Source organism: Methylobacterium mesophilicum (assembly GCF_022179445.1).
GTDB lineage: Bacteria > Pseudomonadota > Alphaproteobacteria > Rhizobiales > Beijerinckiaceae > Methylobacterium > Methylobacterium mesophilicum.
Window position 1 is genome coordinate 35,451 of the sequence record NZ_BPQU01000016.1, and the last position, 13,677, is coordinate 49,127.

A 13,677-nucleotide genomic window follows, 5' to 3' on the forward strand; every position below is an offset into this window, starting at 1 on the left:
AGAGTTCTGATGCAGGCTGCCAATGCCAACGGCGCCGAGACCGGCCCCACCGACGACTATGTCACCGTGTTCGTGGGCGACACCCTGTTCGGCCTGGCGATCGAGCGCGTCCACGACGTGTTCGTCCCCTCCGGCGTGACGCCGGTGCCGCTGGCGCCATCCGAGATCGTCGGCCTGCTGAACCTGCGCGGCCGCGTGGTCACGGCGGTGTGCCTGCGTCGGCGCCTGGGCCTGCCCGATGCCGTGGTGCAGGACGAGAAGGCCAATCCCAAGATGGCGATCGGCCTGGAGCAGGGCGGCGAGACCTTCGCGCTCGTGGTCGACGGCGTCGGCGAGGTGCTGAAGCTCGGCACCGACAGCCGCGAGGCGGTGCCGATCAACCTGGATCCGCGCTGGCGCAACCTCGCCACCTGCGTCCACCGCCTCGACGGCCGCCTCCTGGTGATCCTCGACGTGGACGCGCTCCTCGGCTTCAGCGCTGCCGGCGCGAAGGCCGCGTGAAGGAGGGGGTATGAAAGCGCCACACGAGACGACCTGCCTGGTGGTCGACGATTCCGCGGTGATCCGGAAGGTCGCGCGGCGGATCATCGAGGCCCTCGGCATCAATGTGAGCGAGGCCGAGGACGGCAGCGCCGCGCTCGAAGTCTGCGCGGCCGGCATGCCGGACGCGATCCTGCTCGATTGGAACATGCCGAACATGGACGGCTACACGTTCCTCCAGGCCCTGCGCCAGAGCGAGGGGGGGACCGTCCCGAAGGTCCTGTTCTGCACCACCGAGAACGATGTCGGGGCGATCGCCCGGGCGCTCCGAGCGGGGGCGGACGAGTACATCATGAAGCCCTTCGACCGCGACATCCTGGCGGCCAAGCTCGAACAGGTCGGTCTCGTCGCAGACGCGGCCTGAATCGGCGCCGACCCCAACCGCGACCCAGTACCCGAGGCAAACATCATGGCCCTGAGCCCCGCGGTCGTCCCGCTTCGCAGTCCGCCTGCGCAATCCACGACATCCACGGCGGCTCCGATCCGGGTGCTGATCGCCGACGATTCGGCCGTCGTGCGCGGGCTCGTCGCTCGTTGGATCGCCGAGGCCGGGTTCGAACTCGCCGGGACCGCCTCGAACGGCCGCATCGCCCTGGAGATGATGGCCAAGCACGACCCGGACGTCGTGCTGCTCGACATCGAGATGCCGGAACTCGACGGCAAGACGGCGCTGCCGCGCATGCTGGCGATGAGCCCGAATCTCCAAGTCGTGATGATGTCGACGCTGACCACGCGCAACGCCGACATCTCGCTGAAATGCCTCGCCCTCGGCGCCGTCGACTACATCGCCAAGCCCGAGAGCAACCGCGGCGTCACCACCTCGGAGACGTTCCGAGTCGAGCTGATCGAGCGCGTGCGGGTGTTCGGCGCCGCCCGGGCCCGGGCCCGGCGTCCCATGGGCGCCCCGGGCGCCGCGCCGGCCCCCGCCCAGGCCGCGCCCGCGCTGGCGCCCGCCGCTCCGGCGCCGCGGCCACCCACGCCGTTCACCCTCCGGCCGAAGGTCCGCAACCGCACCCAGCCCCGCGCCCTGCTGATCGGCTCCTCCACCGGGGGGCCGCGGGCGGTGGGCGAGATGCTGGAGGGGATCGGCGCCGCCGCCCTGCGGCGGGTGCCGGTGCTGATCGTCCAGCACATGCCGCCGATCTTCACGGCCGTCTTCGCCGAGCACCTCTCCACCCGCACGGGACTGCGCGCGGCCGAGGGCAAGGCCGACGAGCGCCTGGAAGCGGGCCGGATCTACGTGGCGCCGGGCGGGCGCCACATGGGGCTCGTGGCGGGACCCGGCGGTCCCACGATCCGGCTCACCGACGGGCCGCCGGTGAACTTCTGCCGCCCGGCGGTGGACGTGCTGTTCAAGGACGCGGCCGTGGTGTTCGGCGCCGCCACCGCGACGGTGATCCTCACCGGGATGGGCTCGGACGGCACCAATGGCGCGCGTGCGCTCACCGATGCGGGCGGCCCGGTCCTGGCGCAGGACGAGGCGACCAGCACCGTCTGGGGCATGCCCGGCAGCGTCGCCCGGGCCGGCCTCGCCGAGGCCGTGTTGCCGCTCCCCGAACTCGCGACGGCGCTGCGCGCCCTGATCACGGGGCAGCCGTCATGACCGAACTCGAGTTCGAATACCTGCGCAGCTTCCTCAAGCAGCGCTCCGGCCTCGCGCTGACCGCGGAGAAGCGCTACCTGGTCGAGAGCCGCCTGACCCCGGTCTGCCGGCGCTTCGGGCTTGCGACCCTCGGCGACCTCATCGGCACGCTGAAGCTCGGCCAGGACGGGGCTATCGAGCGCGCCGTGGTCGAGGCGATGACCACGAACGAGACCTTCTTCTTCCGCGACCGCATCCCGTTCGACCTATTCCGCGATACGATCCTGCCCGAGGCCCTGGCGCGCAACGCCAGCCGGCGCCGGCTTCGGATCTGGTGCGCCGCGGCCTCGACCGGCCAGGAGCCCTATTCCCTGGCCATGCTGCTGCAGGAGGCGGCGCCCCGGCTCGCCGGATGGCAGGTGGAGATCGTCGCCACCGACCTGTCCACCGAAGTGATCGAGAAGGCCAAGCTCGGCCTCTACAGCCACTTCGAGGTCCAGCGCGGCCTGCCGGTGCAGTGGCTGATCAAGTACTTCACCCAGATCGGCGAGCAGTGGCAGATCGCCCAGAGCCTGCGCTCCATGGTGGATTACCGCCAGCTCAACCTGCTGCACAGCTTCGCGTCGCTCGGCCAGTTCGACGTGATCTACTGCCGCAACGTGCTGATCTACTTCGACGCGCCGACCAAGTCGGACGTGCTGGCCCGGCTCGCGGCCCAACTCGCACCGGGGGGCGCCCTGCTGCTCGGGGCGGCCGAGACCGTGATCGGCCTGACCGACCGGCTCAGCCCGAACCCGAAGCAGCGCGGCCTCTACGGCCACTCCGAACCGGTGGGCCGCACCTCCGAGATGGCACCGCCCCTGCGCGTGGCCGCCGGCGTCTGACGGCCCGGCGGCCGGTCCGGGCCCCGTTCGCTTCGGGATCGTCGCGGCCGGCCTCGGCGCCATTCCCGGTTCCGCCGTCCCGACGGGCGCCCCACCGCCGGGCGCATCGCCCGCCTGCGCCCGAACGGGGTCGACCCCGGCGTAGCGAGACGGCATCAAGGGCCTGCGCAGCAGCCCGGGACCGGCGGACGGCCCGGCGGCCAGGAGACACGGCATGGCGGCAGGAATGGCGGCAGAACACGGGGCGGGATTGCCCAAGGTCGCGTTCATCGGCACGGGCGGGACGATCTCGTCGCTGGGACGCGACGCCCTCGACATCCTCGATTACACCGCCACCGACCGGCGCCTGGAAGCCGGCGCGATCCTGGACGCGGTCCCGGAACTGGCCGCGGTCGCCACCGTAATCCCGGTGCCGTTCCAGGCGGTTCCGAGCCCGGCCATCGGGTTCGCCGCGTGGCGCGACCTCGTCCTGCTGTGCGAGCGGACCGCCAGGGAGCATCCGGACCTCGCTGGCATCGTGATCGGGCACGGCACCGCCACCCTGGAGGAGACCGCCTACGCGCTCAGCCTCACGCTCACGATCGACCTGCCGGTGGTGCTGGTCGGCTCGCAGCGGCCCATGAGTGCGCTGTCCACCGACGCCAAGCTCAACCTCGTGGCGGCGATCCGCACCGCCGCCAGCCCCGCGTCCCGGGGGCGCGGCGTGCTGGTGGTGCTCAACGACGAGATCCAGGCGGCCCGCGAGGTCACCAAGACCTCGGTGGCCCGGCTGCAGACCTTCCGCACCCCGGATTTCGGCGTGCTCGGCCAGGTCGACGGCGATCATGTCCGCTACTACCGCCGCTCCGAGCGGGCGCACGCGCCGGGCACGCCCTTCGACATCCGGGCGCTGGCCGCGCTGCCGCGGGTCGACGTGTGCTACGGCTACGCCGATGCCGACGGCACCGCGGTGCGAGCGTTCCGGCAGGCGGGGGCCCGCGGCCTGGTCGCGGCCGGGCTCGCCCCGGGGATGATGCCGCCGGCCGAGGCCGACGCCCTGGAGGAGGCCGCCGCGGCGGGCATCCCGGTGGTGATGTCGACCCGGGCCGGCAGCGGGGTGGTGCCCCTGACCACGCGGCTGCGCACCCGCGGCATCCTCAGCGCCGACAACCTGACGCCGCAGAAGGCCCGGATCCTGCTCGCCCTGGCGCTGACCGTGACATCCGAGCCCGAAGCGGTCGCGCGCCTCTTCGCGACCTACTGAGAACCGATGCCCCTGATCGATCCCGTCCGGACGCTCCTCCTGGTCGTCGACATCCAGGTCCGGCTGATGCCGGCCATCGCGGACGGCGCCGGGGTGATCGCCAACACGGGCCGCCTCCTGGCGGCGGCCAAGCTGCTCGACGTGCCGTCCCTGTTCACCGAGCAGAATGCCGGCGGCCTGGGTCCGACCGTGCCGGATCTCGCCCCGGAGCCCGGGGCGGCCTTCGCCAAGATGAGCTTCGGCGCCGCGCAGGCGCCGGGCTTCCTCGACCGGATCGGGGACCGCGACCTCGTCGTGACCGGCTGCGAGGCGCATATCTGCGTGCTGCAGACGGCCCTCGGCCTCCTGGAGGCTGGGCGCCGCGTCTGCGTGGTCGCCGACGCGGTCGGCTCGCGCCGGAGCGAGAACCGTGTGGCCGGCCTCGCCCGGATGGCGGCCCACGGGGCCGAGATCGTCACCACCGAGATGGTGGTGTTCGAATGGCTCGGCACCGCCCGGCACCCGCGCTTCCGCGAGGCCGTCAAGCTGATCAAGTGAGCGGGCTCAGCCGCCGTCGAGAGCCGCCCGGGTGCGGGCGTCGGTGCCGATGTCGTCCGGGCCCTCGAGGCCCAGGACCTCGATCAGCCGCATCCGGGCGCGGCTGACCCGGCTCTTGATCGTCCCGACGGCGACGCCGCAGATCGCGGCCGCCTCCTCGTAGGTGAAGCTCTGGGCGCCCACGAGAACCAGGGCCTCGCGCTGGGCATGGGGCAGCCGGTTCAGGGCGCTCTGGAACTGCGCCATCTCGATCCGGATCTCCTGCTCGGGCAGGGAGGTCAGCTTCCCCGCCAGAACGCCGTCGGCATCCTCGACCTCGCGCTTGCGCTTGCGCTGCTCCGAGTAGAACAGGTTGCGCAGGATCGTGAACAGCCAGGCCGTGAGGTTGGTCCCGCGGCGGAAGCTGCCGGCATTGACCCAGGCGCGCACCAGCGTGTCCTGCACGAGGTCGTCGGAGCGGTCGAGGTCGTAGGTCAGCGAGAACGCGAAGGCCCGCAGGGCCGGGATCGCCCCGAGCAGGAGGCCGCGCATCTCGGCATCGACCCCCTGGGATGGCGGCCCGGAATCGCTGCCGGCGGGAGCGGCTTGGGTCATCATCATCATTGCAGGGCCTCCGTGTCGGAGCATGCGGCGAGGTCGTCGATCAGCGTCCGGAGCCGCTCCGGGATCGGCAGGGCCAGGACATCGGCGTAGTGCAGGCGCAGGCCGCGTCCGATCCGGTCGCGATCCGCCTCGCTTATCGGCCGGCGTCCGGGCGTGGGGCGTGCAGCCGCGCCGTCGGGCAGGGGCGCGGCATCGTTCGCAGGCGTCAGCCCGACGCCCTCCGCCGCCCCGGCGAGGCGCGTCACCACCCGCTCGTCCTTGCCCTGGATCATGATCACGCCCCGATCCTCGGCGATGCGGCCCAACGGGACCGGCGATCCGCCGCCCCCCGTCTGTCGACCGGATTCGGCGAAGACGCGCTCCATCGCCTTCCGACGACGCTGGTAGGCGCGACGGATTTAATCGGTTCTGAACTTCGTATTCATCAAATCTTAATGTCTGGATTTGTGAGCTAGACAGCGATTGATTGACAAATATTCCAGTTACAATCCAGAAATACTGGCTCAAGCTTGGCCGTAAACCAAGGCGCGCAGCACGGATGACCGGCGGCTGAGCGTGTGCGGCATCGGAGGGCGAACGTTCGCTCGACGACCTTGCGCGCTTGGCCGCACCAGGATTTCGCGAACGACCGACAGCAGAAACCAGCCGTTGGACGATGCTGAGCCGAATCGGTTGCGAAACCGAGCATCCAAGAATGCCTCGCTGTTCCGCAAAGATTCAGAGCTGGATTGCTGATGAATTAAAGTTATTATAATCTGCCGTATGGTAGTTGCCGGACCGCAAAAAGACGTTGCGGGAGGGATCGCGGGTTGATTTTCCTGCGGTGGAGCGAAAAATATTCCGAAGATCGTCCGGCGTCGACTCGGTTGATTCGACGCGTCACCGGAGAGCTTCGTATGGTGCCGTCGACTGTCTCTTCCGGGCCTCGGCAACGGGGTTGTCTTTGTGCTGTCACGATGCTGGCAGGGGTCATCGCTGGCTCGGCGACGACCTTTGCGAAAGACGATGCTGCCAGCCATGCACCTGTTGTCCGGCCGTCGCAGACTGCATCTTCCACCGCAACCGAGGTGCAACTCTCGGAACTCAGCGTCTCGGGGGAGCGTACCGAGACCGCGTACGGCCCTGTGAACGGCTACGTGCCGACCCGCAGCGCGGCCGGCACCAAGACCGACACCCCGATCCTGAAGACCGCCCGGTCCATCGAGGTGATCGGCCCCAGGGAGATCGAGGATCGCGCCGTCACGAGCCTTCCTGAGGCCGTGCGCTATTCGCCGGGCGTGACGACCAACGCCTTTGGCTTCGACCCCCGCTTCGACCAGATCTTCATTCGCGGCTTCGCCGTCAACGGCGCCGGCGACTACCGGGATGGCCTGCGCCAGACACCCGGCCAGTTCTTCACCTTCCGCACCGAGCCCTTCGGGCTGCAGCGCATCGACATCGTCAAGGGGCCGATCTCGGTCCTGTACGGGCAGACGAGCCCCGGCGGCCTGATCGACCGCATCTCCAAGCTGCCGACGGGTGGAGCGGTGTTCGAGTCCCTGACGCAGCTTCGCAGTACCGGCTGGTTCCGGCAGGGATTCGATGTGGGTGCGCCGCTCACCGACGACGGGGTCCTGTCCTACCGGCTGCAGGCGCTGGGCAGCGTCGGCGACAACAGCTTCCACATTGCGGACGACCGCCTGATGCTCGCTCCGAGCTTAACGTGGCGGCCCGACATCGACACGCGCCTGACTATCCTCGGCCTCGCCCAGAAGGACGAGACCGACAGCAACGTCGCCGCCCTCAACCGTGTCGTCGGTGGTGCGCGCCACGTCTACGACATTCGCGCCAGCGACCCGGGTTATGACCACCTCAGGCAAGAGCAATATCAGATCGGATATCAGTTCGAGCACGCCCTCAGCGACGTTTGGACGTTGCGCCAGAGCTTCCGCTACGGATACATCGACGGGAACGCCCGCTATCTCACCGGCGGCGTCGCGGGCGGCGGTTTCTTGGGCGACGTCTACCGGCGGGGCAGTTTCGCCATTCAGGAGACCGTCGCGGAGGCGCAGGTCGATACCCGGCTCGTCGGCCGGTTCGACACGGGGCCCCTCGCGCACACCCTGATCCTCGGGCCGGATTACCAGACCTTCGGTTCGCACTACGGCACCGGCTCCCTCGGCGTGAACCGGGCCTATGACCTGCCGCTCTATGCGCCGGCCTACGGGCGCTATGGGGTGACGCCGCCGATCACCACGCGCACGAACCTCAATCTGGAGCAGATCGGCCTCTACGGTCAGGACCAGATTGCGCTTGGCGCCTGGAACCTGGCCCTCGGCTTACGTCAGGACTGGGCGAGCCGCCGGACCGAGAACGGTACGACGGGGCGCCTCAACGCGCAGCGCGACGACGAGGCCCTGACCTACAATCTGGGGCTGCTCTATGCCTTCGAGGACAGCGTGTCGCCCTACGTCAACTACGCCACGTCGTTCCTGCCCTCCTCGTCGCTCGGCGCTAGCGGACAGCTTCTGGAACCGACCAGAGGGCGTCAGATCGAGGGGGGCGTGAAGTACCAGCCCGCGCAGACGGACAGCCTCTTCACGCTGGCGGCGTATCACTTGGTCGAGGCCAACTCGGTCAAGTACGACATCGGCTGCCTCTGCTCGATCGCCATCGGCGAACTCGACGTGCTCGGGGTCGAACTCGGAGCACGGGTCAACAACCTCATCTCCGGCTTCGATCTGATCGCGGCCTATAACTACAACGATGCGCGGATCACGAAGGATGCGGTCGCCGCCAATCTAGGACGCCATCCCTTCGTCACGCCGGTTCATACCGCTTCGACGTGGCTCGACTACACCGTCAGACAAGGGCGGGCTGCCGGGCTCGGCTTCGGCCTGGGGGTGCGTTTCGTGGGCCAGACCTACGCGGACAACGCTAACACGCTCGTCAACAGGGCCTACACGTCCCTCGACGCCGCTCTGCGCTACGATTTCGGCGCGACGACCGCGAGCCTGAAAGGCTGGAGCGCCGCTCTGAACGCGGTCAACCTCGCCGACGAGCGCCCCGCGATCTGCAACAACGGCTACTGCTACTTGAGCCAGGGCCGGACTGTGCTCGGCTCTCTGCGATACAGATGGTGATCGGAGCGGGGTGCAATCCTTCCATTTCGATCTCGCTCAGGGGCAGATTCGAGGCGGGCTATCCCGCTTCGGCCTTCAAAATCTCCACCTCTGCTCTGATCCATTGTTCGACCACGCTGAGATCGGTCTCATGCCCTGCGATCGGCGCTCGGATGCGACAACCTGAAGATGCGGGGCCTGTAGCCAGGGCCGAGCAGCTGTGCTGAATAGGTCCGAGGAACGGCTGCAGGACGCCTCGGCGTCGGCAGCAAGCCGGCAGCACGGTTGCAGTTTGCTATCGCCTCTCCATCCCGTCGCTGCGGCGCGGCCGCAGATCACGCCAGACGATCTGGCGCGGAGGCTCGCCGGCCTGGGGCAGGGCGAGCGTCTGGTCGTCCTGGGCGTCAACAGCGCCGCCATGGGGGCGCTGATCTCAGATGGCACCGACCGCAGCGCGCTGCTGATCGCAAGCGGAGGCCGACGCACGGCCGCGGCGCTCCTCGACCGGCTTCTCGACGATCTGGCCGAGCTGGCGCTGGAGAGCTGGCCGCACTGGCCCGGCCGCGAGGCGTCTCCCACGCCGGTCGTCCCCGATCCGTGGCTGAAGGCGGCCTCGAAGCGTGCCAGGCTCGGCCTGACGCCGCGCTTCCTCAAGATGGGGCGAGACCTCGAACTCCGCCGTCTGTCCCGGCTGATCGACCCCGCCGGCGTCATTCTGGTCTGGGAGGTCGATCCGGCCTCGGCGACGCGGGCGCGTCCGGCCATCGAGGCGCTGGAATGGTGCGTCCGGCACGGGGCCACGGTGGTGGCGGTGCTCGCCGCGGAGCCATCCGACGCCGCGCCCTACGACCGCATCCTCTACGGCGCCCATGAACTCGCACGGAGGGAACGTGCGGCGGCCGAGCGCTTCATCGCGCCGGCCGGAGCACACCACGCGAGCGCCATCGAGCGGCACGTCGCGGAGGCGCTGGCGCAGGACGCCGACCTCGGGGGCCTGTTCGTCTGCAATGCCCCCGTGCCCGTGGGGGCCTGGGGCGCACGACACCGCGTCGACCTGCTCTGCCGCGCATACCGCATCGTCGTCGAACTCGACGGCCCCGAGCACCGGGCCGAGCCCAAATTCGGCAACGATCGTCACCGGGATTACGAGCTCCTGACGGCGGGCTACCTCGTGCTGCGCTTGACCAACGATCAGGTCGCGGCGGACCTTCCCCTCGCGATCGAGAAGATTCGAGCCGTCGTCCGCCTGCGACGCGGTGCGCAGGAGGGGCGAACCGATGCGTGAGACGCCGACGCCGAAGCAGGCGCTGATCCTGTGGTGCCTGCTCGGCCGCTGCGGAAGCGCACTGCAGAGCACGCTCGCGCCGCGCATCGACAGGGCGGACCGGGAGGCCCTGATCGCGAGTCGCTACCTTGCGGCGGAGCGGGAGGGTCGCTCCCTGCGCCTGACCGTCACGGATAGGGGCTGGAACTGGGCAGGCGAGCACATGCGCGAGCCCCTGCCGCCGGCCTTCCGCGTGCTGCAGGACTGGCTGGAGCGCATCCATGCCGATCTCGCCAGGACGGGCCGGTCCCTCGCCGACCTCGTCGGGAGCGCTTCCGAGGAGCCGGCACCGGCGGCGCCTGCCCCGCGTGCGCGCAAATCGACGGCCAAGGGATCGAAGAAGCTCGGACCCAAGCAGCTCCGGGCGCGCATCGACGCCGCCTATCTCGCGCTGACGGGCGGGGAGCGGGCCAAGGCCGTGCGCCTAAGCGCCCTGCGCGCCCATCTCGGGGACCTCGACCGTGCGACCGTCGATGCGGGCCTCGCCGCCATCCTGCGCGGCGATCGCACGGCGCGGCTGAGCCAGTTCAGCGATCCCAGGTCGCTGGATGCCGCCGAGCGCGAGGCGGCGTTCAGCCCGGCCGGCGAGCCGTTCCACATCCTCTGGATCCAATCATGAGCGATGCCCTCGACGCCCTGCGCGGGATCGATTTCGACTGGGTGCGGACGCTGGACAGCATCTGGATCGATACGGCGCCGACCGGCGGCCCGAACGAGCGGCTCGTCCCGGAGATCGTCGCCGACCTGCACCGCAAGGCGCGCCAGCCGGCCGACCGGGCGCTGGGCCGCGTGCTCGTCGGCCAATCCGGAATCGGCAAGACCCACCTGATCGGGCAGCTCCGGCGCGAGGCCTGGCGCACCGGCGCGTGGTTCGTGCCCCTCGACGTCCTCGGGCTGACGGATTTCTGGCGCAGCGCGGCCTTGAGCTTCGTGACCGCCCTGCTGCAGACGATGCCGGATGGGCGACGGCAATCGGATGCCGTGCTCGCCGGCGTGGCGCGCCGCTTCCGTGTCGAGGCGCAGGTCGAAGCCGCGTTCAACACGCCGAACATGGATGCCCGCCGGATCGTCGACGTGCTGGTCCGGGCGCTGATGAGCGTCGATGCCGGCCGCGCGCTCAAGCACCTCGACGTCTTCCGCGCGCTCTGCCTTCTCCGCTCGCAGGATCTCGCCGTCGTCGGCCTCGCGCATGCCTGGTTGCAGGGCTACGACGCCGGACCGGCGGAGCGGGCGGCCCTGGGCTTCAAGACGCCGCCGCCGGCGCCCGTCGAACTCGTGCGCGGCATGTGCTGGATCATGGCGCTGAGCGGGCCGACGCTCATCGCCGTCGACCAGATCGACGGGGTGATCGAGACCGGACGGCTCGCGGCCGAGGACGGGATCGACGCGGAGGCGGGCCTGGCCGAAGTGCTCGCCGCGGGGCTCCTGGAGGTCAACATCGTCTGCGACCGCAGCATGACGGTGATGACCTGCCTCCAGGAATCCTGGGAGCGGCTGGAGGCCCGCGCCTTGAGTTCCATGCGGGAGCGCTTCGCGGAGGCGACGGGGCTCGTGGGCATGAACGAGCGGGCCGCCGCCGCCGCCCTGGTGGCCGGTCGCCTCGCGCCGGCCTACGCGGAGGCCGGCTACGTGCCCCCGTTTCCGACATGGCCGTTCAGCGAGCGCGCCCTCGCCGACGCGGCGGCGGCCGGCATGATGCCGCGCACGCTGCTGATGCGCTGCGACGCCTTCCGACGCCACTGCCTCGCAGAGGGCGCGGTCTCGGTCTGCGACAGTCTCGGAACCGCCGCTCCGCCTCCGGAAGCCCCACCCGAGGAGGCCGGGTTCGATCTCGCCGCCGCGTGCCGGGCGGCCGACATCGCCGGCATCCGCAGCGACGAGGATACCTGGCTCGGCCAGCTGCTGCGCGACACCTTCGACCTCTACGCCCTGGAAGACGATCCGGACGACACCCTCGACGTCGCCAGCAAGGGCGAGGCCGACCAGCGCATCCCGCCCCTGCACGGACGGCTGATCTACATCCACCGGGATGAGAACGACCGGGAACGGCATGTCTGCTATCGGGCGCTCCAACACCAGAACGCGATCGCGTTCCAGGCCCGCCTCCGGGCGGCGCTCACGGCCTCCGGTATCTCGGCGCGCATCCCCGATCGGGAATTGCTGCTGATCCGCCGCGGGCCCATGCCCGGCGGGGTCAAGACGAAGCAGCTCGTCGATGCGTTCAAGGCCGCCGGGGGCCTGGCGATCGACCCCACGGACGCGGACCTGCGCGTCTTCGTCGCCCTGCGCGACCTCCATACGCGGGCGCGGGAGGCGGGTACGTCGGATCGGTTCGAGCGGTGGATCCGCGCCGAGCAGCCGCTCGTGAACACGGGGTTCTTCCGGGATGCGGGGCTCGCCCATGCGGCCAAGGCCGGGACCGCTCCAGGGAAGGATCACGCCGCCGCCGAGACGCCAGCGGTTCCGGTCCGCGCGCCGGGCATCGACGGTCGGGCCGCCGCCGAGCGTTCCGGCGTCGCGCAAGCACCCGCTGCGCCCCCGGCGGCTCACGCCCCAGCGGGAAGGGGAGCCCGGCCGGATCGGCCCACCCCCGGACCATCGGTGCCGGATGCGATTCCGGTCGGGCATCGGCTCACGCCCGACGCGCCCGGCGTGAGCTTGCCGCTGCGCCTCCTGCCCCGGCACACCGCGATCATCGCGGGCTCCGGCTCCGGCAAGACCGTGCTCCTGCGCCGCCTCGTGGAGGAGGCCGCGCTCGCGGGGCTTCCGGCCATCGTCATCGACCCCAACAACGATCTCTCGCGGCTCGGCGATCGCTGGCCCGAGCGGCCGCAGGGGTTTTCCGCCGACGACGACCGCAAGGCGGCGCTCTACGCCGAGCGGGTCGAGGTGGTGGTGTGGACGCCGGGCGTGCATGCCGGCAACCCGCTGTTCCTCTCCGTCATGCCCAACTTCGCAGAACTGGGCGAGGATCGGGACGAGCGCCAGCAGGCGATCGAGATGGCGGCCGAGACCCTGGGGCCTCTGGCCGGGGCCAAGACCAATCTCCAGCGCGGCGTGCTGGCGGATTCGCTGCGCCGCTTCGCGGAGCGCGGCGGCGGCAACCTCGCGGCCTTCATGGACCTGCTCGCGGATTTGCCCGACGGCATCAGCCAGATCGGTAACGCCGCCAAGCTCGGGCACGGCATGGCGGACCAGCTCCACGCCGCCGTGGCGACGAACCCGCTCCTGAAGGTGGAGGGCACGGTGCTCGACCCACGGCACCTGTTCTTCGGGACCGACCCGGCACGCACCCGCATCTCGGTGATCAACCTGTCGGGTCTCGCATCGGAGGCGGCCCGCGAGGATTTCGTGAACCGGCTCCAGATGACGCTGTTCGGCTGGATCAAGAAGAACCCGTCCCCGCGCGGCATGCTCTACGTCGTCGACGAGGCTCAGACCTTCCTGCCGGCCCAGAAGGCGTCGCCGAGCCTCGGCAGCGGCATCAAGCTCGTGGCCCAGGGCCGCAAGTATGGCCTCGGGATGATCGTGGCGACGCAGGTGCCGCGCGGCATCCACAACCAGGTCGTCTCCAACTGCACCACGCAGTTCTTCGGCCGGCAGAGCGCGCCCGCGACGATCGCGGCCGCCCAGGAGATCCTCGCGGCGAACGGAGGCGCGGCCGCCGACATCGGCAAGCTGGGGGCTGGGGAGTTCTACTTCGCCACCGAGGGCTCTGGACGGCCGGCCAAGCTGCGCACGCCCCTCTGCCTCTCCTACCATCCGGCCAACCCGCCGACGCCGGAAGAGGTCATCCGTCAGGCCAAGCGCTCGATCGAGGCGGGCACCCGGGCGCGCGCTTCCTGACGCCACAGGTCCCGAGT

Annotated in this window: 12 protein-coding genes; 10 read left to right on the plus strand and 2 right to left on the minus strand. The window is 70.3% G+C overall.

Annotated elements, in window-relative coordinates; translation table 11 throughout:
* Positions 1 to 9 precede the first annotated feature (9 nt).
* The 6 genes from MFF40_RS16680 to MFF40_RS16705 all read left to right on the plus strand — a co-directional run bounded on the left by MFF40_RS16680 (position 10) and on the right by MFF40_RS16705 (position 4,786).
* Complete coding sequence (locus MFF40_RS16680) at positions 10 to 501, plus strand: chemotaxis protein CheW (protein ID WP_147856738.1); 492 nt, start codon at positions 10 to 12, stop codon at positions 499 to 501.
* A gap of 10 nt (positions 502 to 511) precedes the next feature.
* Positions 512 to 904, plus strand: coding sequence for a response regulator (locus MFF40_RS16685; protein WP_147856739.1), 393 nt, complete (start codon positions 512 to 514; stop codon positions 902 to 904).
* 45 nt (positions 905 to 949) lie between these two features.
* Positions 950 to 2,143, plus strand: coding sequence for a chemotaxis-specific protein-glutamate methyltransferase CheB (gene cheB / locus MFF40_RS16690; protein WP_238261425.1), 1,194 nt, complete (start codon positions 950 to 952; stop codon positions 2,141 to 2,143).
* Positions 2,140 to 3,006 (plus strand): CheR family methyltransferase, encoded by an 867-nt coding sequence (locus tag MFF40_RS16695; RefSeq protein WP_147857677.1) that lies wholly within the window; start codon positions 2,140 to 2,142, stop codon positions 3,004 to 3,006. Before cheB ends, MFF40_RS16695 begins: the two co-directional genes overlap by 4 nt.
* A gap of 226 nt (positions 3,007 to 3,232) precedes the next feature.
* A complete protein-coding gene (locus tag MFF40_RS16700) occupies positions 3,233 to 4,249 on the plus strand; it encodes an asparaginase (RefSeq protein WP_147897753.1) in 1,017 nt (338 codons plus the stop codon).
* A 6-nt stretch (positions 4,250 to 4,255) separates the two neighbouring features.
* Entirely contained in the window at positions 4,256 to 4,786 is a 531-nt protein-coding gene (locus MFF40_RS16705) for an isochorismatase family protein (protein ID WP_147855257.1), read from the plus strand.
* A 6-nt stretch (positions 4,787 to 4,792) separates the two neighbouring features.
* Here MFF40_RS16705 and MFF40_RS16710 read toward each other — a convergent pair whose 3' ends face one another.
* Together MFF40_RS16710 and MFF40_RS16715 are read right to left on the minus strand one after the other, a co-directional pair.
* The gene (locus MFF40_RS16710; RefSeq protein ID WP_147855256.1) at positions 4,793 to 5,389 is read right to left on the minus strand and encodes a sigma-70 family RNA polymerase sigma factor; all 597 of its coding nucleotides are present in this window, start codon (positions 5,387 to 5,389) and stop codon (positions 4,793 to 4,795) included.
* Positions 5,386 to 5,754, minus strand: coding sequence for a NepR family anti-sigma factor (locus MFF40_RS16715; protein WP_238261427.1), 369 nt, complete (start codon positions 5,752 to 5,754; stop codon positions 5,386 to 5,388). Before MFF40_RS16715 ends, MFF40_RS16710 begins: the two co-directional genes overlap by 4 nt.
* Positions 5,755 to 6,345: 591 nt before the next feature.
* Between MFF40_RS16715 and MFF40_RS16720 the strand changes: the two genes are divergently transcribed.
* The 4 genes from MFF40_RS16720 (at position 6,346) to MFF40_RS16735 (ending at position 13,660) form a co-directional block, all read left to right on the plus strand.
* Entirely contained in the window at positions 6,346 to 8,511 is a 2,166-nt protein-coding gene (locus MFF40_RS16720) for a TonB-dependent siderophore receptor (RefSeq protein WP_147897733.1), read from the plus strand.
* Between the two features lie 271 nt (positions 8,512 to 8,782).
* Positions 8,783 to 9,775 carry an endonuclease domain-containing protein gene (locus MFF40_RS16725; protein WP_147897734.1) on the plus strand — a complete coding sequence of 331 codons (993 nt, stop codon included), beginning with the start codon at positions 8,783 to 8,785 and terminating at the stop codon, positions 9,773 to 9,775.
* Positions 9,768 to 10,433, plus strand: a complete 666-nt coding sequence (locus MFF40_RS16730; protein ID WP_147855253.1) for a hypothetical protein — start codon at positions 9,768 to 9,770, stop codon at positions 10,431 to 10,433. The genes MFF40_RS16725 and MFF40_RS16730 overlap by 8 nt, the downstream gene beginning before the upstream one ends.
* On the plus strand, positions 10,430 to 13,660 hold the full coding sequence (locus tag MFF40_RS16735) for a helicase HerA domain-containing protein (protein ID WP_238261429.1): 3,231 nt from the start codon (positions 10,430 to 10,432) through the stop codon (positions 13,658 to 13,660). Before MFF40_RS16730 ends, MFF40_RS16735 begins: the two co-directional genes overlap by 4 nt.
* Positions 13,661 to 13,677 lie beyond the last annotated feature (17 nt).

Excerpts from the sequence above, each read along its gene's own strand:
- MFF40_RS16680 (WP_147856738.1), top strand. The coding sequence starts at position 10 with ATGCAGGCTGCCAATGCCAACGGCGCCGAGACCGGCCCCACCGACGAC.
- MFF40_RS16685 (WP_147856739.1), top strand. The coding sequence starts at position 512 with ATGAAAGCGCCACACGAGACGACCTGCCTGGTGGTCGACGATTCCGCG.
- cheB (WP_238261425.1), top strand. The coding sequence starts at position 950 with ATGGCCCTGAGCCCCGCGGTCGTCCCGCTTCGCAGTCCGCCTGCGCAA.
- MFF40_RS16695 (WP_147857677.1), top strand. The coding sequence starts at position 2,140 with ATGACCGAACTCGAGTTCGAATACCTGCGCAGCTTCCTCAAGCAGCGC.
- MFF40_RS16700 (WP_147897753.1), top strand. The coding sequence starts at position 3,233 with ATGGCGGCAGAACACGGGGCGGGATTGCCCAAGGTCGCGTTCATCGGC.
- MFF40_RS16705 (WP_147855257.1), top strand. The coding sequence starts at position 4,256 with ATGCCCCTGATCGATCCCGTCCGGACGCTCCTCCTGGTCGTCGACATC.
- MFF40_RS16710 (WP_147855256.1), bottom strand. The coding sequence starts at position 5,389 with ATGATGATGATGACCCAAGCCGCTCCCGCCGGCAGCGATTCCGGGCCG.
- MFF40_RS16715 (WP_238261427.1), bottom strand. The coding sequence starts at position 5,754 with ATGGAGCGCGTCTTCGCCGAATCCGGTCGACAGACGGGGGGCGGCGGA.
- MFF40_RS16720 (WP_147897733.1), top strand. The coding sequence starts at position 6,346 with ATGCTGGCAGGGGTCATCGCTGGCTCGGCGACGACCTTTGCGAAAGAC.
- MFF40_RS16730 (WP_147855253.1), top strand. The coding sequence starts at position 9,768 with ATGCGTGAGACGCCGACGCCGAAGCAGGCGCTGATCCTGTGGTGCCTG.
- MFF40_RS16735 (WP_238261429.1), top strand. The coding sequence starts at position 10,430 with ATGAGCGATGCCCTCGACGCCCTGCGCGGGATCGATTTCGACTGGGTG.